Here is a 22,271-nt window from a genome sequence, read left to right as displayed (position 1 = left end):
GCCCCAGGTCGCCGAGATCGACGAGAACATCACGAACTCGTCGATGCCCAGGTCGGCCGTGGCCTCGTCCAGATAGGTGGCGCCGGCCGCCTTCGCGCCCAGTGCCGCCGCCAGGCCTTCGTGATCCGTGTGCTCGACCCGCGAGAGGTACGGGGTGTTCGCCGAGTGCAGGACGGTCGACAGGCCGGGACCGGTGTTCTCGATCCACGCCACCATCGCCGCAACCTGCGTACGCTCCGTCAGGTCGCAGCTGACGACCTCGACGGCCGAACCGCCGTTCGCCACGGCGGCGGCCAGCGCCGCCACACCGTGCGCCGACGGGCCGGACCGGGAGGTCAGAACCACCCTCGGCGCGCGGTGCTCGGCAAGCCAGGGGCCGATGCAGACGCCGATCGAGCCGGTGCCACCGGTCAGCAGGACGGTGCCATGCGGCGACCAGCCCGCCGACTCGACGCGACGGGCCTCCGCCCGCACCAGACGGCGCAGGAGGACACCCGACGGCCGCACCGCGACCTGGTCCTCGCTGCCATCGGCGAACACGCCGACCAGCCGGGCCGCGGCATCGGCGTCCACCACCGGCGGCAGGTCGACCAGACCGCCCCAGCGGTCCGCGTGCTCCAGGCCCACGGCCCGGCCCAGACCCCAGACCTGCGTCTGGGTGGGGCTGGTCGTCACCTCGCCGGCCGCGGCCTGCACCGCACCGCGGGTCAGCACCCACAGCGGAGCGGTGACCCCGGCCCGGCCCAGCGCCTGGACCAGGTCGAGGGTGTCGGCGCTGCCGCGCGGGACCCACCCGAACTCGGCGTCCAGCGACTCGTCCAGCGCCAGCAGCGACACCACGCCCTGGACATCCGCACCGGCGACAGCCTCGTCGAGGCCCGCCAACGTCGTCCGCACCACCTCGGCGCCACAACTCGCCAGCGCCTCGGCCACCACACCGGCGTCCGCCGCGTCCCCGACCAGCAGCCAGGTACCGGACAGGACCGCCGGGCCGCTCCCGGTCGCCGGCTGCCAGGTGATCCGGTAGCGCCAGTCGTCCACCGACGCCCTGGCCCGCTGCGGGGTGCGCGGCTCCGGCCAGAACCGCTGGCGCTGGAAGGCGTACGTCGGCAGGCCGACGCTCTCGCCACCACCGAGCACCGTCGCCCAGTCCACCGGAGCGCCCTGGACGTAGGCCTCGGCGAAGGACGACAGCAGGCGCTCGGCCCCGCCGTCCTCGCGGCGCAGGGTGCCGACCACCACCGAGCCGTCGACGTCCTCGACCACGTCGCCCACCGCGCCGGTCAGCACCGCGTGCGGGGACACCTCCACGAACACCCCGTGCCCGGAGGCGCCCAGGATCCGGACCGCCCGCTCGAACTCGACGGTCTCGCGGAGCGAGGCGTACCAGTAGTCGGGGTCCATCTCCGGGCCCGACAACCATGCGCCCGTCAGCGCGGACACCATGGGGATCCGGGCGTCGGTCGGCGTGATGCCCTGGAGAACCGAGAGGATCTCCTCGCGCAGCTCGTCCACGTGCGCGCTGTGCGACGCGTAGTCCACCGGGATCATCCGGGCGCGCGGGGACTCCCCACAGGAGTCCGCGAGTTCACGCAGCGCGTCGGCGTCACCGGAGACGACCGTCGCCGACGGACCGTTCACTGCCGCCACCGACAGGCGGGCGCCGTACGGAGCGATCCTCGCCCGAACACCCTCCACCGGCTCGGCAATCGACAGCATCCCACCACGACCAGCAAGGGCCTTCAGGGTCTTGCTCCGCAGAGCGACGACCTTGGCGGCGTCGTCCAAGGAGAGAATCCCCGCGACGGCCGCAGCAGCGATCTCACCCTGCGAGTGGCCGACCACGGCGTCAGGAGCGACACCGGCCGCCTCCCATACGGCGGCGAGCGAGACCATCACGGCCCACAGCGCCGGCTGCACCACATCAGCAGCCTCAAAGCCGTGCCGGCCCGCCAGCACATCGTCCAACTGCCATTCCACGTAAGGCGCGAGAGCCTCGGCGCACTCCGCCAACTTCGCGGCGAAGACCGGCGAGGCCTCCGCCAACTCGCACCCCATGCCGACCCACTGGCTGCCCTGACCGGGGAAGACGAACACCGTCCGCCCCACCCCGCCAGGAGCCACCGAACCGGTCACCACACCGGACGCCGGCTGCCCCGTGGCCACCGCCACGAGACCCGCCGCGAGCTCACTCCGCTCGCCACCGAGCACGACCGCCCGGTGCTCCAGCGCCGCACGCGCCGTCGCCAGCGACCACGCCACATCGCCGACCGACAACTCCGGCCGCGCCAGGACGTGTTCACGCAGCCGACCGGCCTGACCGGCCAGCGCCGCGACGCTCTGGCCCGACACCGTCCACACCGAAGGCGCGGTCCCGAGGACCTCCGGCGCCGGCTGCTCCGCCGGGCGCTCGGCCTCGACCGCCGCGACCGGTGCTTCCTCGACGATCAGGTGGACGTTGGTGCCGCTCACGCCGAACGCCGACACACCCGCCCGGCGCGGGCGCCCACCCGCCGGCCACTCCACCGCCTCCTGGAGCAGACGGACGTTGCCCGTCTCCCAGTCCACGTGCGAGGACGGCTCGTCCGCGTGCAGCGTCTTCGGCAGCACCTCGTGCCGCAGCGCCATCACCATCTTGATCACACCCGCCACACCGGCGGCGCACTGCGAGTGCCCGATGTTGGACTTCACCGACCCCAGCCAGAGCGGCCGGTCGGCGGCACGGTCCTCGGCCTGCCCGTAGGTGGCCAGCAACGCCTGCGCCTCGATCGGGTCACCGAGCGTCGTGCCCGTCCCGTGCGCCTCGACCACGTCCACGTCCGCCGCCGACAGCTGCGCGTTCGCCAGCGCCGCACGGATCACCCGCCGCTGCGACGGACCGTTCGGCGCCGCCAGACCGTTCGACGCACCGTCCTGGTTCGCCGCACTGCCACGGATCACCGCCAGCACCTGGTGGCCGTTGCGCCGGGCGTCCGAGAGACGCTCCAGCAGCACCATGCCCGCGCCCTCGCCCCAGCCGATGCCGTCGGCCTCGTCCGAGAACGCCTTCGACCGGCCGCTGGAGGCCATGCCGCCCTGCTGGGCGAACTCCATGAAGGCGGCCGGGGAGACCATCACCGCCACGCCGCCGGCCAGCGCCATCGAGCATTCGCCGGCCCGCAGCGCCTGCACCGCCTGGTGCATCGCCACCAGCGAGGACGAGCAGGCCGTGTCCACCGTCAGAGCAGGACCGGTCAGGCCCAGGCAGTACGAGATCCGGCCGGAGTGGACAGCGGTCACGTTCCCGATCAGCCGGTAGCCGTCCAGGCTGGTGTCCTCGACGGGCAGGACCGAGCTGTACCCCGAGAAGTTGGCGCCGACGAAGACGCCGGTCGCGGAGCCGTGCAGCGACTTCGGGTCGATCCCGCCGTGCTCGATGGCCTCCCAGGAGGTCTCCAGCAGCAGCCGCTGCTGCGGGTCCATCGACAGGGCCTCGCGCGGGCTGATCCCGAAGAACCCGGCGTCGAACTCGGCCGCGTCATGGACGAATCCGCCCTGTCGCCGGTACTCCTGGCCCTTGCCGAACTCCTCCTCGTAGGCGTCCCACCCACGGTCGGTCGGGAAGCCGCCGATGGTGTCGGTGCCGGAGGCCACCATGCTCCAGAACTGCTCGGGGCCGACCGCCCCGCCCGGGTACCGGCATCCCATGCCGACGATCGCGATCGGCTCGCCGATCGCCGCGGCCACGACCTGGACCGCGCCGTCCCGCTGGACCGTCTGCTCGTCCGCGCCGACGAGTTCGCCGCGTACGTAGTCCGCGACGGCGGCGGCGTTCGGGTGGTCGAAGACCATCGTGGAGACGAGCCGGACACCGAGCACCTTCGACAGGCGGTTCCGCAGCTCGACCGCTCCGACGGAGTCGAAGCCCAGCTCCTTGAAGGCCCGTTGCGGCAGCACGTCGTCCGCCGACTCGTGGCCGAGGACGGCCGCCGCGTGACCGCGCACCAGGTCGGTCAGGACCTGGCGCTGCTCCGCGACCGGCATCCCGGCCAACCGGCTTGCCCACTCGCCGACTTCCTCGACGGTGGACTCGACGGCGGCCTCGGCGGCGGCCTCGGCGGCGAGGACCGCACGGACCTCGGGGAGGTCCGTCAGCAGACGGCTGGCCCGGTGAAGGGTGTAGGTCGGCACGAACTGCGGCCAGTCGAAGCCGGCCACCACCATCGCGCCCTCACCGGCGTCCAGGACCTGGCCCAGCGCCAGCATGCCCCGACGTCCGTCGATGCCCTCCATACCGAACTCGCGCAACCGCTCACCACCGGAGCTCGCGGCCATCCCGACGCCCGCCCACAGGCCCCAAGCGACCGAGGAGGCCACCAGACCACGGGAACGACGATCCTCCACCAACGCGTCCAGGTGCGCGTTCGCCGCCGCGTAACCACCCAGGCCACCGCTGCCCCACACACCCGCACCCGACGAGAACAGCACGAACGCGTCCAGGTCCCGGCCGGCCGTCAACTCGTCCAGCACCACAGCACCGCCGACCTTCGCCGACAGCAGCCAGGACAGGTCCGAAGGCTCGATCTCCTCGACCGGCCTACGGTCACCGACACCCGCCGAGTGGACCACCGACGACAACACCGGGCCCGCCGCATCGATACGGTCCAGGACCTCCGCCACAGAAGCGCGGTCGGCGATGTCACACGCCACCACCTCCACTGCCGATCCACGAGCCGCGATCGAGGCCGCCAACTCCGCCACACCGGCGGCACCCGGACCCGAACGGGACGTCAGCACGACCCGCGAAGCGCCACGATCCGCCACCCACTGGGCGGTGATCGCACCCACGCCACTCGTACCACCCGTCACCAGCACGGAACCACGCGGCGACCACGCCTCACGGACAACCGGACGGCCGGCGCGCACCAACCGCCGCGCCACCACCCCGCCCGCACGCACCGCGACCTGATCCTCGACACCCGCGAGAACCGACACCAGCCGCGCACCCGTACGTGCGTCCACGGAAGCCGGAAGGTCGATCAGCCCGCCCCAGCGGCCCGCCAACTCCAGCCCCGCCACGGCACCCAGACCCCAGACCTGCGCCTGGACCGGCCGCACCACATCACCCGAGACCGCACCCACCGCACCCTGCGTGACCACCCACAGCGGGGCCACAACCCCGGCACGATCGAGCGTCCGGATCAGCGCGAGCGTGTCAGCACCACCACGCGACACCCACGGGAACGCCTCCTGCGGCGACTCGTCCAGCGCCAGCAGCGACAGCACTCCGCTCAGGTCGGAGCACGCGGCCACCGCCTCACCCACGGTATCCACCGCAGTACGGACCACGGTTGCCCCGTGGGACTCCAGCGCCGCCGCGACCGCAGCGGCATCCGGGGACTCCCCCACCAGCAGCCACGTCCCGGTCAGCACCCCGCCGGACTCGCTCACCGGCGCCCACGACACCCGGTACCGCCAGTCCGCGACCGCCGCATCGGCCTGGCCCCGGCGCCGGTAGTCGGCCAGCGCCGGCAACACCTCGCCCAACCGGTCGCCGTCGATGTTCAACGCCGCCGCCAGGCCGTCGGCGTCCCCGCCCTCGACCGCCGCCCAGAACTCGGCATCGATGACGGAGCCCTCGGCAACCTCGGCCACCGCCTCGGGCCAGTAGTGACGGTGCTGGAACGCGTACGTCGGCAGATCCACCGTCGAACCACCGGCGAGGACCGACACCCAGTCCACCGTGGCGCCCTGGACATAGGCCTCGGCGAACGACGTCAGCAGGCGCTGCGCGCCGCCCTCGTCGCGCCGCAAGGTGCCCACCACGACCGGGGACAGCGTCTCCAGGGCGTCACCGATCGCCGGCGTCAGCACCGGATGCGGCGACACCTCCAGGAACACACCGTGCCCGGACTCACCCAGCAGACGAACCGCCCGCTCGAACTCGACGGTCTCCCGCAGCGACGCGTACCAGTAGGCCGGGTCCAGCTCGGAGCCCGCCAGCCACTCACCGGTCAGCGCGGAGATCATCGGGACCTGCGCCTCACGAGGCCGGATCCCCTCAAGGACGGAGAGGATCTCCTCGCGCAGCTCGTCCACATGGGCGCTGTGCGAGGCGTAGTCCACCGGAATCATCCGGGCGCGCGGCGAATCCCCGCACGCCTCGGCGAGTTCGCGCAGCGCATCGGCGTCACCGGAAACCACCGTCGCCGACGGACCGTTCACCGCCGCCACCGACAACCGGGCACCATACGGGGCGATCCGCGCGCGGACACCCGCCACCGGCTCCGCGATCGACAGCATCCCACCGCGACCGGCCAGAGCCTTCAGGGTCCGGCTGCGAAGAGCAACAACCTTCGCCGCATCCTCCAGCGAAAGAATCCCCGCGACAGCAGCCGCCGCGATCTCACCCTGCGAGTGACCGACCACAGCGTCCGGAGCGACACCAGCCGCCTCCCACACCGCAGCCAGCGAGACCATCACCGCCCACAACGCCGGCTGCACCACATCGGCGGCCTCGAACCCATGAAGCCCGGCCAGCACATCGTCCAACTGCCAGTCCACATAAGGCGCCAGAGCCACAGCACACTCCGCCAGCCGCGCCGCGAACACCGGCGAAGACTCCGCCAGCTCACGCCCCATCCCGACCCACTGGCTCCCCTGACCGGGGAAGACGAACACCGTCCGCCCCACCCCACCGGGAGCGAGTCCGCCGGTCACGACACCGGGCGCGGGCTGCCCCGTGGCCACCGCCGCGAGACCCGCCGCGAGCTCACTCCGCTCGCCGCCCAGCACCACCGCACGCTGCTCGAACACCGATCGCGTCGTCGCGAGCGACCACGCCACATCGCCGACCGACAACTCCGGCCGCGCCAGCACGTGTTCACGCAGTCGACCGGCCTGACCGGCCAGCGCCACCGCACTACGACCGGAGACCCGCCACACCGACGTCCCGCCGGTCAGCACCGGAAGCTCCGGGAGCTCCGGAAGCGCCGGGAGCTCCGGCCCAGGCTCGGGCGCCGCCTCGACGGCCGCCGGGGCCTCCTCCACGATCACGTGGACGTTGGTGCCGCTGATCCCGAAGGCCGACACGCCCGCCCGGCGCGGCCGCTCGCCCACCGGCCACTCCACCTGCTCCTGGAGCAGCCGGACGTTGCCCAGGTCCCAGTCCACGTGCGAGGACGGCTGCTCGGCGTGCAGGGTCTTCGGCAGTACGCCGTGCCGCAGCGCCATCACCATCTTGATCACACCGGCCACACCGGCAGCCTGCTGGGCGTGCCCGATGTTGGACTTCACCGACCCCAGCCACAGCGGCCGGTCCCCGGCGCGTCCCTGGCCGTAGGTGGCCAGCAGCGCGCCGGCCTCGATCGGGTCGCCGAGCGTGGTGCCGGTGCCGTGCGCCTCGACCGCGTCGACGTCGGACGCCGACAGCTGGGCATTGGCCAGCGCGGAGAGGATCACGCGCTGCTGCGAGGGGCCGTTGGGCGCGGACAGGCCGTTGGAGGCGCCGTCCTGGTTGACGGCGCTCCCGCGGAGCACGCCGAGCACCTGGTGCCCGTTGCGGCGGGCGTCCGACAGCCGTTCCAGCACCAGCATGCCGACGCCTTCGCCGATGCCCATGCCGTCCGCGCCCTCGCCGAAGGCCTTGCAGCGGCCGTCGGAGGAGAGCGCGCGCAGCCGCGAGAAGCCGACGAACTCGCCGGGGTCGGCCATCACGGTCACACCGCCGGCCAGTGCCACCGTGCACTCGCCCGACCGCAGCGCCTGGGTCGCCTGGTGCAGCGCGACCAGCGAGGAGGAGCACGCGGTGTCCACGGTCATCGCCGGGCCCACCAGGCCCAGCGCGTAGGCGATCCGGCCGGAGAGCACGCTCAGCGCGTTCCCGGTGATCAGGTGGGCCTGTACGCCGGCCTCGTCCCCGACCGCGCCGAAGTAGCCGGACGGGGCCGCGCCGATGAAGACGCCGGTCGCCGAGCCGTGCAGCGTCTGCGGGTCGATGCCCGCGCGCTCGACGGCCTCCCAGGAGGTCTCCAGCAGCAGGCGCTGCTGCGGGTCCATGGCGAGGGCCTCGCGCGGGCTGATGCCGAAGAACCCGGCGTCGAACTCCCCGGCGCCGCTGAGGAATCCGCCCTCCACGACGTAGGTCGAGCCCTCGGCGTCGGCGTCCGCGTCGAACAGCGCCTCGGCGTCCCAGCCGCGGTCGGCCGGGAAGCCGCTGATCGCGTCCCCGCCGGCGGCGATCAGGTCCCACAGCTCCTCGGGCGAGCGCACGCCGCCCGGGTAGCGGCAGGCCATGCCGACGATCGCGATCGGCTCCGAGGGCGCGGCGGCCACCGCGACCACCTGGCCGGGGCCCTCCGCCCCGAACAGCGCGCTCAGGATCTCCTCGGCCAGTACGGACGCGCTCGGGTGGTCGAAGACGACGGTGGACGGCAGGCGCAGGCCGCAGGCGGTGTTCAGGCGGTTGCGGAGCTCGACGGCGGTCAGCGAGTCGAAGCCCAGCTCGCGGAAGGCCCGCGTCGCGACGATCTCGTCCGCCGAGTCGTGGCCGAGGACCGCGGCGGCGTGCGAGCGCACCAGCTCCACGACGCTCCGGCGCCGCTCGGCCGCCGACAGGCCGGCCAGCCGCGAGGCGAACTCGCCGCGCTCGTCGGCGGCCGTCGTGGCGGCCGTCTCGGCCCGGGCCTCGGGGATGGTGTCCAGCAGCGGGCGCGGGCGCGCGGCCGTGAAGACCGGCGCGAACTTCTGCCACTCGACGTCCGCGAGGGCGATGAAGGTCTCGTCGTCGGCGAGGACCTCGCCGAGCGCCGTCAACGCCCGCTGGGTGTCGAGGAAGTTCATGCCCTGCCGCAGCAGGCGCTGGGGCGTCACCCGGCCGGGTGCCTGGTCCATCACCGCGTCGACGGCGTCCCAGTCGCGGGTGTTCCAGACGCCCCACGCGATCGAGGTGCCGGGCAGGCCGCGGGCCCGGCGGTCCTCCGCCAGCGCGTCGAGGAAGGCGTTGCCGGCGGCGTAGGCGCCGTGGTCGTTGCTGCCCCAGGTCGCCGAGATCGACGAGAAGAGCACGAACTCGTCGATGCCCAGGCCGGCCGTGGCCTCGTCCAGGTGGACGGCGCCGGCCGCCTTCGCGCCGAGCGCGGCGACCAGGCCTTCGCGGCTGGTGTCCTCCACCCGGGCCAGGTAGGGCGCGTTGGCGGAGTGCAGGACGGTGGACAGGCCGGGGCCGGAGGCCTCGATCCAGGCCACCAGGCCGGTCGCCTGGCCCCGGTCCGCCAGGTCGCAGCTGACGACCTCGACGGCCGATCCGCCGTTCGCCACGGCGGCGGCCAGTGCCGCCACCCCGGGCGCCGACGGGCCGGAGCGGGAGGTCAGAACGACCCTCGGCGCGCCGTGCTCGGCAAGCCACGGGCCGATGCAGACACCGATCGAGCCGGTGCCGCCGGTCAGCAGGACGGTGCCGCGCGGAGACCAGGCAGCCGACTCGACGCGACGGGCCTCGGCCCGCACCAGACGGCGCAGGAACACACCCGACGGCCGCACCGCGACCTGGTCCTCCCGGCCGTCCGCGAACACACCGACCAGACGAGCGGCGGCCTCGGCGTCCAGCACCGGCGGCAGGTCGACCAGGCCGCCCCAGCGGTCCGCGTGCTCCAGGCCCACGGCCCGGCCCAGACCCCAGACCTGGGCCTGCACCGGACTGGTCGTCACCTCGTCGGCGCCGACCGCCACCGCACCGCGGGTCAGCACCCACAGCGGGGCCGTGACACCGGTCTCGACCAGCACCCGGACCAGGTCGACCGTCCCGGCCAGACCGCCCGGAACCGACGGGTGCTCCGCCAGCGGCGTCTCGTCCAGGGCCAGCAGCGACACCACACCGGCCACGCCCTCGGCCAGTGCGGCGTCGACGTCCTCCGGTCCCGCGACGGTGGCGACGCTCGCACCGCGGGCCGTCAGCGCGTTCGCGACCGCCTCCCGGCCGGGACCGTCGCCGACCAGCAGCCAGGTGCCCGACGGCGTGGCGGCCCGCTTCGCGTCGGCCGCCTGCCAGACGATCCGGTAGCGCCAGTCGTCCACCGAGGTGTCCGGGCCGGCGGCCTGGACGGAGGCCACGGCGCCGAGCCAGTAGCGCCGGCGCTGGAAGGCGTAGGTGGGCAGGTCCACGACCGTGCCGCCGCCCAGGAGCGCGGCCCAGTCGACGGGGAGGCCCCGCACGTAGGCCTCGGCGAGCGAGGCCAGAAGACGCCCGGCGCCGCCCTCCTCGCGCCGCAGGGTGCCGACCACGGCCGAGCCCTCGACGTCCTCGACGACGTCGCCCACCGCGCCGGTCAGCACCGCGTGCGGGGAGACCTCCACGAACGCCCCGTGCCCGGACTCGGCGAGGATGCGGACCGCCCGCTCGAACTCGACGGTCTCGCGGAGCGAGGCGTACCAGTAGGTCGGGTCCAGCTCCGGACCGGACAGCCACGCGCCGGTCAGCGCGGAGACCATGGGGATGCGGGCCTCGGTCGGCGTGATGCCCTGGAGGACCGAGAGGATCTCCTCGCGCAGCTCGTCCACGTGGGCGCTGTGGGACGCGTAGTCCACCGGGATCATCCGAGCGCGCGGCGAATCCCCACAGGAGTCAGCCAGTTCACGCAGCGCGTCCGCGTCACCGGACACCACCGTCGCCGACGGGCCGTTCACGGCCGCGACCGACAGACGGGAACCGTACGGGGCGATCCGCGCCCGCACACCCGCCACCGGCTCCGCGATCGACAGCATCCCACCGCGACCGGCCAGGGCCTTCAGAGTCTTGCTCCGCAGAGCCACGACCTTCGCGGCATCGTCGAGGGAGAGAATCCCGGCCACAGCGGCGGCGGCAATCTCGCCCTGCGAGTGACCGACCACGGCGTCCGGAGCGACACCCGCCGCCTCCCAGACCGCAGCCAGCGAGACCATCACCGCCCACAGCGCCGGCTGCACCACATCAGCGGCCTCGAAACCATGACGCCCGGCCAGGACATCGTCCAACTGCCAGTCCACATAAGGCGCCAGAGCCTCGGCACACTCCGCCAGCCGGGCCGCGAACACCGGCGAAACCTCCGCCAGCTCACGCCCCATCCCGACCCACTGACTCCCCTGCCCCGGGAAGACGAACACCGTCCGCCCCACACCCGCGGCGTCCACCGAGCCCGTGACCACGCCGGGCGCGGGCTGCCCGGCGGCGACGGCCGTCAGCCCCGCGGCGAGTCCGTCCCGGTCCGCGCCGAGCACGACGGCCCGGTGCTCCAGCGCCGACCGCGTCGTGGCCAGCGACCACGCGACGTCGCCGACCGACAACTCCGGCCGCTCCGCCACGTGTTCACGCAGCCGACCCGCCTGACCGGCCAGCGCCGCGGCGCTCTGCCCCGACACCACCCACGCGGGAAGCCCCTCGCCGGACAGGACGCGCGGCGCGGCGCCCGCCACGACCTCCGGACGGCCCGAGCCCGCCGGCGCCTCCTCCAGGATCAGGTGCGCGTTGGTGCCGCTGACGCCGAACGCGGACACGCCCGCGCGGCGCGGCTGCTCGCCCGCCGGCCACGCCACCGCTTCGCTCAGCAGCCGGACGTTGCCCGAGGCCCAGTCCACGTGCGGCGACGGGTTCCCGACGAAGAGGGTCTTCGGCAGCACGCCGTGCTGCAGCGCCAGCACCATCTTGATCACACCGGCGACGCCGCTCGCGCAGCCGGAGTGGCCGATGTTGGACTTCACCGAGCCCAACCAGAGCGGCCGGTCGGCGGCGCGGTCCTCGGCCTGCCCGTAGGTGGCGAGCAGCGCCTGCGCCTCGATCGGGTCGCCCAGCGTGGTGCCCGTCCCGTGTGCCTCGACCACGTCCACGTCGGCCGCGGTCAGGCCGGCGTCGGCCAGCGCCGAGTGGATGACGCGGTACTGCGAGGGCCCGTTGGGGGCGGTGATGCCGTTGGAGGCGCCGTCCTGGTTGACGGCGCTGCCGCGGATCACGCCGAGCACCTGGTGGCCGTTGCGGCGGGCGTCGGAGAGGCGCTCCAGCGCGATGATGCCGGCGCCCTCGCCCCAGCCGATGCCGTCGGCCTCGGCGGCGAAGGACTTGCACCGGCCGTCGGCGGCCATGCCGCCCTGCTGGGAGAACTCGATGTACGCGTCGGGCATGACCAGCACCTCGACGCCGCCCGCCAGGGCGAGGGAGCACTCGCCCGAGCGCAGCGAGCGCACCGCGAGGTGGAGTGCCACGAGCGAGGAGGAGCAGGCGGTGTCGATCGTCACGGCGGGGCCGGTCAGGCCCAGCGTGTAGGAGATGCGTCCGGAGACGACGGCGGTCAGGCCGCCGGTCATCTTGTAGCCCTCGGCGCCGCTGCCGTTGCCGCCCACGCCCGAGCCGTACGCGGTGCCGCTGGCGCCGACGAACACGCCGGTGTCGGAGCCCTTCAGGGACATCGGGTCGATGCCGGCCCGCTCGACCGCCTCCCAGGCGGTCTCCAGCAGGATCCGCTGCTGCGGGTCCATCGCCAGGGCCTCGCGCGGGCTGATCCCGAAGAACCCGGGGTCGAAGTCGGCCACGTCGTAGAGGAATCCGCCGACCCGGGCGTACTCCTCGCCGGCGCGCGCGTCCGGGTTGCCGTAGGCGCGCTCCCACTCCGCCCAGCCGCGGTCGGTGGGGAAGCCGCCCATGGCGTCCGTCCCGGCGGAGAGCAGGTCCCAGAACCGGTCGGGGCCGGTGATGCCCCCGGCGTAGCGGCAGCCGAGGCCGACGACGGCGATCGGCTCGCGCTCGCCGGCTTCCAGTTCCTTGACGCGCTCGCGGGTCCGATACAGGTCGGCGGCGAGCTTCTTCAGAGTGTCGAGCAGCTGCTTGTCGCCGCCCGCCGCCTGCGCACCACCGGTCATCACGAAAGCCCCAATTCCTTGTTGATGAAGTCCAGGACCTCGCCGGCGTCGGCGTCGTCCAGTCGCCCGGCCAGCGTCTGCTGCTCCTGCTCGTCCTGCCGTGGTTGCTCGGTGTCGCCCAGCCAGCGGGAGAGCACGTTCCTCAGCCGCAGGGTCACGTCGCGCCGGGCGCCGCTGCCGCCGGGCACCGCCGCGAGCGCGGCCTCCAGGCGGTCGAGCCCGTCGAGCACCGGGTCGGTGCCGGGGGCGGCCCGGGTGTCGTCGGCGGGCGCGGCTCGCAGGCCGAGTTCGCCGTGCAGGTACTCGGCGAGTTCGGCGGGGGTCGGGTGGTCGAAGACGAGGGTGGCGGGCAGCCGCCGCCCGGTGGTGTCGGTGATCCGGTTGCGCAGGTCGACGGCCATCACGGAGTCGAAGCCGAGGTGGCGGAACGGCCGGCCCTTGGGCAGTGCTCCGGCGGTGTGGCCGAGGACGGCGGCGGCCTGGTCGCAGACGATCTCCACGAGTCGGCGCAGCTGCTCCGCGTGGGGCAGGCCGGCGAGTCGGTCGGCCAGGCCGGTGCCGTCCGGTGCGCCGCTCCCGGTGCCGGGGCCGGAGTCCGCGGGTTCCGGTCGGGTCCCGGCGTCGGGCAGGTCGGCGAGGAGGCGGCTGGGACGGCGCAGGGTGAACGTCGGGCCGAACACCGACCAGTCGATGTCCGCGACGGTGACGGCGTCCTCTCCCCCGTCCAGGGCCTGGCCGAGGGCGCGGACGGCGAGTTCGGGCGCCATGGCCCGGACGCCGTAGCGGGTCAGCCGGGTGGTCACGCTGCCGCCGCCCATGCCGCCGCCGTCCCACAGGCCCCAGGAGAGCGTGGTGGCGGGGCGGCCGGCGGCGCGGCGTTCGGCGGCGAGGCCGTCGAGGTAGCCGTTGGCGGCGGCGTAGCCGGCCTGGTCGCTGCCGCCCCAGACGGCGGCGCCGGAGGAGAACAGCACGAAGTCGTCGAGGCCGCGGTCGGCGGTCAGCTCGTCGAGCCAGCGGGCGCCGCCCGCCTTGGGGGCGCACACCTCGGCCAGCCCGGCCGCGGTGGTCTCGCCGACGGTGCCGCCCTGGCCGACGCCCGCGGTGTGCAGCACCGTGGACAGGGCCGGGCCGCCGGTGGCGTCGATCCGGGCCAGCAGGGCGGCGACCTCGGCGCGCTCGGCGACGTCGCAGGCGACGACGTCGACGCCGGTGCCGCGGGCGGCGAGTTCGGCGGCGCGGGCGGCGACGCCCTCGGTGGCCGGGCCGCGACGGCCGGTCAGCACGACGCGCCGCGTGCCGCGGTCGGCGAGCCAGCGCGCGACGTGCTCGCCGATGGCGCCGGTCCCACCGGTGACCAGGACGGTGCCACGCGGGGTCCACGCGGCGCCGTTCGCCGGGGCCTGCGGCTGCGCGGCGCGCACCAGCCGTCGCCCGTACGCGCCGGACGGGCGCAGCGCCACCTGGTCCTCGCCGTCGCCACCCGTGAGGACGGCGGCCAGGCGCCGCAGGGCGGGGCCGGTGTCCTCGGGACGCTGCGGCAGGTCGATCAGGCCGCCCCACAGGTCGGGGTGGGCGAGGGCGGCCGTCCGGCCGAGGGCCCAGATCTGGGCGTGGACGGGCGGGCCGGCCGGCTCGCCGTCGGTGGCGGCGGCCGCGCCCCGGGTCAGCACCCACAGCGGGGCGGCGGGCGTGTCGTCCCCGTCCCCGCGCCGGTCGGCGACGGCCTGGGCCAGGGCCAGGGTGGCGGCCAGGCCGCGCGGGACGCCGGGGTGGGCGTCGAGCGGCGCGGCCGCCTCCTCGTCGAGGGCGAGGGCGGAGACGATGCCGGAGAGGTCGGCGACACCGGTGGGCAGCGCGGCGGCGAGCGCCTCGCGGTCGGTGGTGTCGATACCGTCCCCGGGCACCGTGAGGACGCGGGCGCCGGCGGCCGTCAGGGCGTCGGCGACGTCCGGCGCGGAGCCGACGAGCAGCCAGGTGCCGGTCAGCGCGGTGCCGTGCTCGGGCAGGGCCGACCAGGCGATGCGGTAGCGCCAGCCGGCGACGGCCGACTCGGCGCGTTCGCGGTGGCGCCAGCCGGTGAGCGCGCCGAGGGCCGGGTCGGCCGGGTCGACACCGAGCAGGTCGGCGAGAGCAGCGGCGTCACCGCGCTCGACGGCGTTCCAGAAGCCCGCCTCGGCGGGCGTGCCCGCGGTGACCGGTACGGTCGGGGCCTCGGTGGGCTCCGGCCAGAACCGGTCCCGCCGGAAGGCGTAGGTGGGCAGGTCCACAACCGTGCCGCCGCCCAGGAGCGCGGTCCAGGCGACGGGCAGGCCCCGGACGTACGCCTCGGCGAGCGAGGCCAGGAGACGCCCGGCGCCGCCGTCCTCGCGGCGCAGGGTGCCGACCACGGCCGGGGTCCGGTCCGCGAAGGCGTCGCTGATCGCCGGGGTGAGCACCGGGTGCGGGGACACCTCGACGTACGCCCCGTGGCCCGCGTCGGCGAGGATCCGCACGGCGCGGTCGAACTCGACGGTCTCGCGGAGGGACGCGTACCAGTAGGCCGGGTCCAGCTCCGGGCCGGACAGCCACGCGCCGGTCATGGCGGAGACCATGGGGATGCGGGCCTCGGTCGGCGTGATGCCCTGGAGGACGGCGAGGATCTCCTCGCGCAGCTCGTCCACGTGCGCGCTGTGCGAGGCGTAGTCCACCGGGATCATCCGGGTGCGCGGGAACTCCCCGCAGGAGTCGGCGAGTTCGCGCAGCGCGTCAGCGTCACCGGAGACGACCGTCGCCGAAGGACCGTTCACGGCCGCGACCGACAGACGGGAACCGTACGGGGCGATCCGGGCGCGGACACCCGCCACCGGCTCCGCGATCGACAGCATCCCGCCACGACCCGCCAGCGCCTTCAGAGTCTTGCTCCGCAGAGCCACGACCTTGGCAGCGTCGTCCAGGGAGAGAATCCCCGCGACGGCAGCCGCCGCGATCTCGCCCTGCGAGTGACCGACCACGGCATCGGGAGCGACACCGGCCGCCTCCCACACAGCGGCGAGCGAGACCATCACGGCCCACAGCGCCGGCTGCACGACATCAGCGGCCTCGAAGCCGTGAAGACCCGCCAGCACATCGTCCAACTGCCAGTCCACGTACGGCGCGAGAGCCTCGGCACACTCGGCCAGCCGCGCCGCGAACACCGGCGAGGCCTCCGCCAGCTCGCGGCCCATACCGACCCACTGGCTGCCCTGGCCGGGGAAGACGAACACTGTCCGCCCCACCCCGTCCGGGGCGACCTCGCCGGTGACCACGCCGGGCGCGGGCTGTCCGGTGGCGACGGCCGAAAGCCCCGCCTCCAGTTCGTCCCGGTCCGCTCCCAGCACCACCGCGCGCTGCTCGAAGGCCGACCGCGTCGTGGCCAGCGACCACGCGACGTCACCGACCGGCAGCTCCGGCCGCTCCGCGACGTGCTCGCGCAGCCGGCCCGCCTGACCGGCGAGCGTCTGCCCGTCACGGCCGGACAGCACCCACGCCGGGAGGGGTCGCGTCAGGACCGGCGCGAGGTCCTCGGCGGCGTCCTCGGGGACGGTCTCCGCCTCGACCGGGGCCTCTTCGATGATCACGTGCGCGTTGGTGCCGCTGATCCCGAACGCCGACACACCCGCTCGGCGCGGCCGCTCGCCCGCCGGCCACTGCACCGCGTCCTGGAGCAGACGGACGTTGCCCGTCTCCCAATCGACGTGCGAGGACGGCTCATCGGCGTGCAGCGTCTTCGGCAGCACACCGGCTTGCAGGGCCAGCACCATCTTGATCACACCGGCCACACCGGCGGCCTGCTGGGCGTGCCCGATGTTGGACTTCACCGAGCCCAGCCACAACGGCCGGTCCTCGAACCGCTCCTGGCCGTACGTCGCCAGCAGCGCACCCGCCTCGATCGGGTCACCCAGCTCCGTACCCGTCCCGTGCGCCTCGACCGCGTCCACGTCCGCCGCCGAGATCCGGGCGTTGGCCAGCGCCGCGCGGATGACGCGCTGCTGCGAGGGGCCGTTGGGGGCGGTGAGGCCGTTGGAGGCGCCGTCCTGGTTGATGGCGCTGCCGCGCACCACGCCGAGCACCCGGTGCCCGTTGCGGCGGGCGTCGGAGAGGCGTTCGAGCACCACGATGCCGACGCCCTCGCCCATGCCCATGCCGTCGGCGCCCTCGCCGAAGGCCTGGCAGCGGCCGTTCGGCGACAGGGCCCGCAGCCGCGAGAAGCCGACGAACTCGCCCGGGTCGGCCATCACCGTCACGCCGCCCGCCAGGGCGACCGAGCACTCGCCCGACCGCAGCGACTGCACGGCCTGGTGCAGCGCGACCAGCGAGGAGGAGCAGGCGGTGTCCACCGTCATCGCCGGGCCCACCAGGCCCAGCGCGTAGGCGATCCGGCCGGACAGCACGCTCATCGCCGTGCCGGTCATGCGGTGTCCTTCGGACCCGGCGGTCTCCTCCACCACGCCGAGGTAGGTCGACCGGGCCGCGCCGACGAACACGCCGGTCGCGGAGCCGTGCAGCGACTTCGGGTCGATGCCCGCGCGCTCGACGGCCTCCCAGGAGGTCTCCAGCAGCAGCCGCTGCTGGGGGTCCATCGACAGGGCCTCGCGCGGGCTGATCCCGAAGAAGGCGGCGTCGAACTCGGCGGCCCCGGTCAGGAAGCCGCCCTCGGCGACGTAGGTCTTGCCCTCGGCGTCCGGGTCGGGGTCGAAGAGGCCCTCGGTGTTCCAGCCGCGGTCGGTCGGGAAGCCGCCGATCGCGTCCCCGTGCTCGGCCAGGAGGGCCCAGAGCTCCTCGGGGGTCCGGATCCCGCCGGGGTAGCGGCAGGCCATGCCGACGATCGCGACCGGTTCGGCGGGGGCCGCGACCACGGCGGGCACCGGCCCGGCGCCGGCCGCCGCCTCGGCCCCGAAGAGCCGGGAGAGGATCTCCTCGGCCAGGGCGGCCGGGTTGGGGTGGTCGAACACGACCGTGGCGGGCAGCCGGACGCCCGCGGCGCCGCCCAGCCGGTTGCGCAGTTCGACGGCGGTCAGCGAGTCGAAGCCGAGCTCCCGGAAGGCGCGCGTGGTCGGGACCTCGGCCGCGGAGCCGTGGCCGAGGACGGCGGCGGCGTGCGCGCGGACCAGCTCGACCACCGCGCGGCGGCGCTCGGCGGCGGTCAGGCCGACGAGGGCGCGGAACAGTTCGCCGGTGGCCTCGGCCGGCCGGTCCGACCCGGCGGCGTCCGGGCCCCGGTCCTCCTGCTCCCGGGCCTCGGGGATGGCGTCCAGCAGCGGGCGCGGGCGCGCCGCGCGGAACACCGGCGCGAACTTCTCCCACGTCACGTCGGCGAGCGCGATGAAGGTCTCGTCGTCCGCGAGGGTCTGGTCCAGCGCCGTCAGCGCCCGTTCGGTCTCGAGGAAGTTCATCCCCTGCCGGCGGAGCCGTCGGGGCGTCACCCGGCCGGGGCTGTGGTCCATCAGGTCGTCGACCGCGTCCCAGTCCCGGGAGTCCCAGACGCCCCAGGCGATCGAGGTGCCCGGCAGGCCCCGGGCCCGGCGGTCCTCGGCCAGGCCGTCGAGGAAGGCGTTCCCCGCCGCGTACGGGCCGTGGTCGTTACTCCCCCAGGTCGCCGAGATCGACGAGAACAGCACGAACTCGTCCACGTCCAGCGCGGCCGTCGCCTCGTCCAGGTAGGTGGCCCCGGCGGCCTTGGCGCTGAGCGCCGCCGCCAGGCCCTCCCTGGTGGTGTCCTCGACCCGGGCCAGGTAGCCGGTGTTGGCCGAGTGCAGGACCGTGGACAGGCCCGGTCCGGTGGCCTCGATCCGGGCGACGAGGTCGGTGACGTCCCGGCGGACGCCGGTGTCGCAGCTGACGATGTCGACGGCCGTCCCGGCGGTCGCCATCGCGGCCGCGAGTTCCACCGCCCCCTCCGCGGACGGGCCGGAACGGCTCGTCAGCACGACGCGCGGGGTGCCCCGCTCGGCGAGCCAGCGCGCGACGCAGGCCCCGATCGAGCCGGTGCCGCCGGTCAGCAGCACGGTGCCGCGCGCCCGCCAGGGGGCGCGGCCGGCCGGCCGCGGCTCGGCCCGCACCAGGCGGCGGGCGAGCGTGCCGGAGGGGCGCAGGGCGACCTGGTCCTCCGTGCGGTCCGCGAGGACCGCGACCAGCCGGGCGCCGGTCCGCGCGTCGAACTCCGGCGGGAGGTCGACCAACCCACCCCAGCTGTCCGGGAGTTCCATACCGATGACACGGCCCATGCCCCACAGCTGGGTCTGCACGGGAGCGGTCGTCACCTCCTCCGGTCCGGTCTGCACCGCGCCCCGGGTCAGCAGCCACAGCGGGGCGTCGACGCCGGTCCGGCGCAGCGCCTGGACGAGGTCGACCGTCGCGGCGGTGCCGCGCGGGATCCACGGGTACGCCGGGTCGTGGCCCTCCTCCAGCGCCAGCAGGGACACCACGCCGGACACGGGGCCGGTGACGGCCTGGTCGAGGGTCTCGACGCCGGTCCGGACGACCTGCGCGCCGTGGTCGGCCAGGGTGCGGGCGCACGCGTCGGCCACGTCCCCCTCGCCGACGAGCAGCCAGGTGCCGGACAGGGCCGGTACGGCGGCCGGGTCCGCGTCCGCGGGCTGCCAGCGGATCCGGTAGCGCCAGTCGTCGACGCCCGCCGCGCCCGCCGGCCGGGCCGGGGCCGCCGGCCAGTACCGCTGGCGCTGGAAGGCGTAGGTCGGCAGCTCGACCGCCGGCCCGCCGCCGAGCACCGCCGCCCAGTCGACGGCCGCGCCGCCCGTGTACGCCTCGGCGAGCGAGGTCAGCAGGCGCTCGGCGCCGCCCTCGTCGCGGCGCAGGGTGCCCACCACGGTCGGGGAGCGGTCCTCCAGGCTGTCGGCGATCGCCGGGGTCAGCACCGGGTGCGGGGAGACCTCCAGGAACACGCCGTGTCCGGCCTCGCCGAGGATGCGTACGGCACGGTCGAACTCGACCGTCTCGCGCAGGGAGGCGTACCAGTACGCCGGGTCCAGCTCCGGGCCCGAGAGCCACTCGCCGGTCAGCGCGGAGATCATCGGGACCTGCACCTCGCGGGGGGCGATGCCCTGGAGCACGGCGAGGATCTCCTCGCGCAGCTCGTCCACGTGCGCGCTGTGCGAGGCGTAGTCGACCGGGATCATCCGGGCACGCGGGAACTCCCCGCAGGAGTCGGCGAGTTCGCGCAGCGCGTCGGCGTCACCGGAAACCACCGTCGCCGACGGGCCGTTCACGGCCGCGATGGAAAGGCGGGTGCCGTACGGGGCGATCCGCGCCCGGACGCCGTCCACCGGCTCGGCGATCGACAGCATCCCGCCACGACCAGCCAGCACCTTCAGGGTCTTGCTCCGCAGAGCCACCACCTTGGCGGCGTCATCGAGGGACAGGATCCCCGCGACGGCCGCAGCGGCAATCTCACCCTGCGAGTGACCCACCACAGCGTCCGGTGCGACACCCGCCGCCTCCCACACCGCAGCCAGCGAGACCATCACGGCCCACAGCGCCGGCTGCACCACATCGGCGGCCTCGAAACCGTGAAGGCCCGCCAGCACATCGTCCAACTGCCAGTCCACATAAGGCGCCAGAGCCGCAGCACACTCCGCCAGCCGCGCCGCGAACACCGGCGACGAAGCGGCCAGCTCACGCCCCATCCCGACCCACTGGCTCCCCTGCCCCGGGAAGACGAAGACCGTCCGCCCGGCGCCGCCGGAGGCCACCGACCCGGTCACCACACCCGCCGCGGGCTGTCCCGTGGCCACCGCCGCGAGACCCGCCGCGAGCTCACTCCGCTCGCCGCCCAGCACCACCGCACGCCGCTCGAAGGCCGACCGCGTCGTGGCCAGCGACCACGCGACGTCGCCCACCGGCAGCTCCGGCCGTGCCACCACGTGCTCGCGCAGCCGGCCCGCCTGACCGGCCAGCGCGGTCGCGTTGCGGCCCGACACCACCCAGGCCGACGCCGCCGTCGGCAGGACGGGCGCCGGGCGCTCCTCGTCCGGCGTCGGCTCCTCGTTCACCGCCGGCTCCCCGGCCGTCGGCGCGGGCGCCTCCTCCAGGATCACGTGGACGTTCGTCCCGCTCGCGCCGAACGCCGACACACCCGCCCGGCGCACCCGCTCGCCCGCCGGCCACTCCACCGGTTCCTGGAGCAGCCGGACGTTCCCCGAGGCCCAGTCGACGTGCGAGGTCGGCTCCCCGGCGTGCAGGGTCCTGGGCAGGGTGCCGTGCCGCAGGGCGAGCACCATCTTCATCACGCCGCCGACGCCGGCGGCCTGCTGGGCGTGGCCGATGTTGGACTTGAGCGAGCCGAGCCACAGCGGCCGGTCCTCGTCGCGGCCCTGTCCGTAGGTGGCCAGCAGGGCGCCGGCCTCGATCGGGTCGCCCAGCTCCGTGCCCGTCCCGTGCGCCTCGACCGCGTCGACCTCGGAGGCCGTCAGGCGGGCGTCGGCGAGGGCGGCCCGGATGACCCGGCGCTGCGCGGGCGCGCTGGGCGCCGTCAGGCCGTTCGACGCGCCGTCCTGGTTCATCGCGCTGCCGCGGATGACCGCCAGGACGCGGTGGCCGTTGCGGCGGGCGTCCGACAGGCGCTCCAGCAGGACGAGTCCGGCGCCCTCGCCCCAGCCGGTGCCGTCGGCGTCCTCCGAGAACGGCTTGCAGCGTCCGTCGGAGGCGAGGCCCTGCTGGCGGGCGAAGTCGGCGAACATCACCGGGGTGGACATCACCATCACGCCGCCGGCGAGGGCGAGCGAGCATTCGCCCGTGCGCAGCGAGCGGGCCGCCAGGTGGACGGCGGCCAGCGAGGAGGAGCAGGCCGTGTCGACGGTCACGGCGGGCCCGTTCAGGCCCAGGGTGTAGGAGACCCGGCCGGAGAGCACGCTGATCGCGCTGCCGGTGACCAGGTGGCCCTCGTCGTGGCCGTGTTCGCGCGCGTACCAGTCGTAGCCGGACGCGCTGGCGCCGACGAACACGCCGGTGTGCGAGCCGCGCAGGGCGCGCGGGTCGAGTCCGGCGTGCTCCAGGGTCTCCCAGGCGACCTCCATCACGAGGCGCTGCTGGGGGTCCATCGCGAGGGCCTCGCGCGGGCTGATGCCGAAGAAGCCGGGGTCGAACTCGGCCGCGTCGGGGAGGAAGCCGCCGCGGGTCTCGTAGCCGTGGGCGGCCGCCTCGCCCGGGTCCCAGCCGCGGTCGGCGGGGAAGTCGCCGACCGCGTCGGTGCCGGTGGCGACCAGGTTCCAGAGCTCGTCCGGCGTGCGCACGCCGCCCGGGTAGCGGCAGCCCATGCCGACGACGGCGATGGGCTCGCCGGTCACGGTCTCCAACTCGCGGACGCGCTCGCGGCTCTCGTGCAGCTCGGCCGTGACGCGCTTCAGGAAGTACCGGAGCTTGTCCTCGCTCAC

The 22,271-nt window shown here is 74.8% G+C and carries 2 protein-coding genes (1 of these 2 running past the window's edge); both read right to left on the bottom strand.

Translation table 11 applies throughout. The features are described 5' to 3' along the window. Positions 1 to 12,864: the 5' portion of a type I polyketide synthase gene (locus tag ACWDCZ_RS19380; protein ID WP_449816490.1), read on the bottom strand. 5,442 nt of this gene lie to the left of the window's left edge; the window shows 12,864 of its 18,306 coding nt (coding positions 1–12,864); it begins with the start codon at positions 12,862 to 12,864; its stop codon lies off the left edge, out of view. Then, positions 12,864 to 22,271, bottom strand: a complete 9,408-nt coding sequence (locus ACWDCZ_RS19375) for a type I polyketide synthase (RefSeq protein ID WP_449816487.1) — start codon at positions 22,269 to 22,271, stop codon at positions 12,864 to 12,866. Before ACWDCZ_RS19375 ends, ACWDCZ_RS19380 begins: the two co-directional genes overlap by 1 nt.

It is taken from the genome of Kitasatospora sp. NPDC001225 (genome assembly GCF_053597855.1).
The sequence above is the reverse complement of the archived record's forward strand: the minus strand, read 5'-3'. Positions and strand labels throughout refer to the sequence as shown.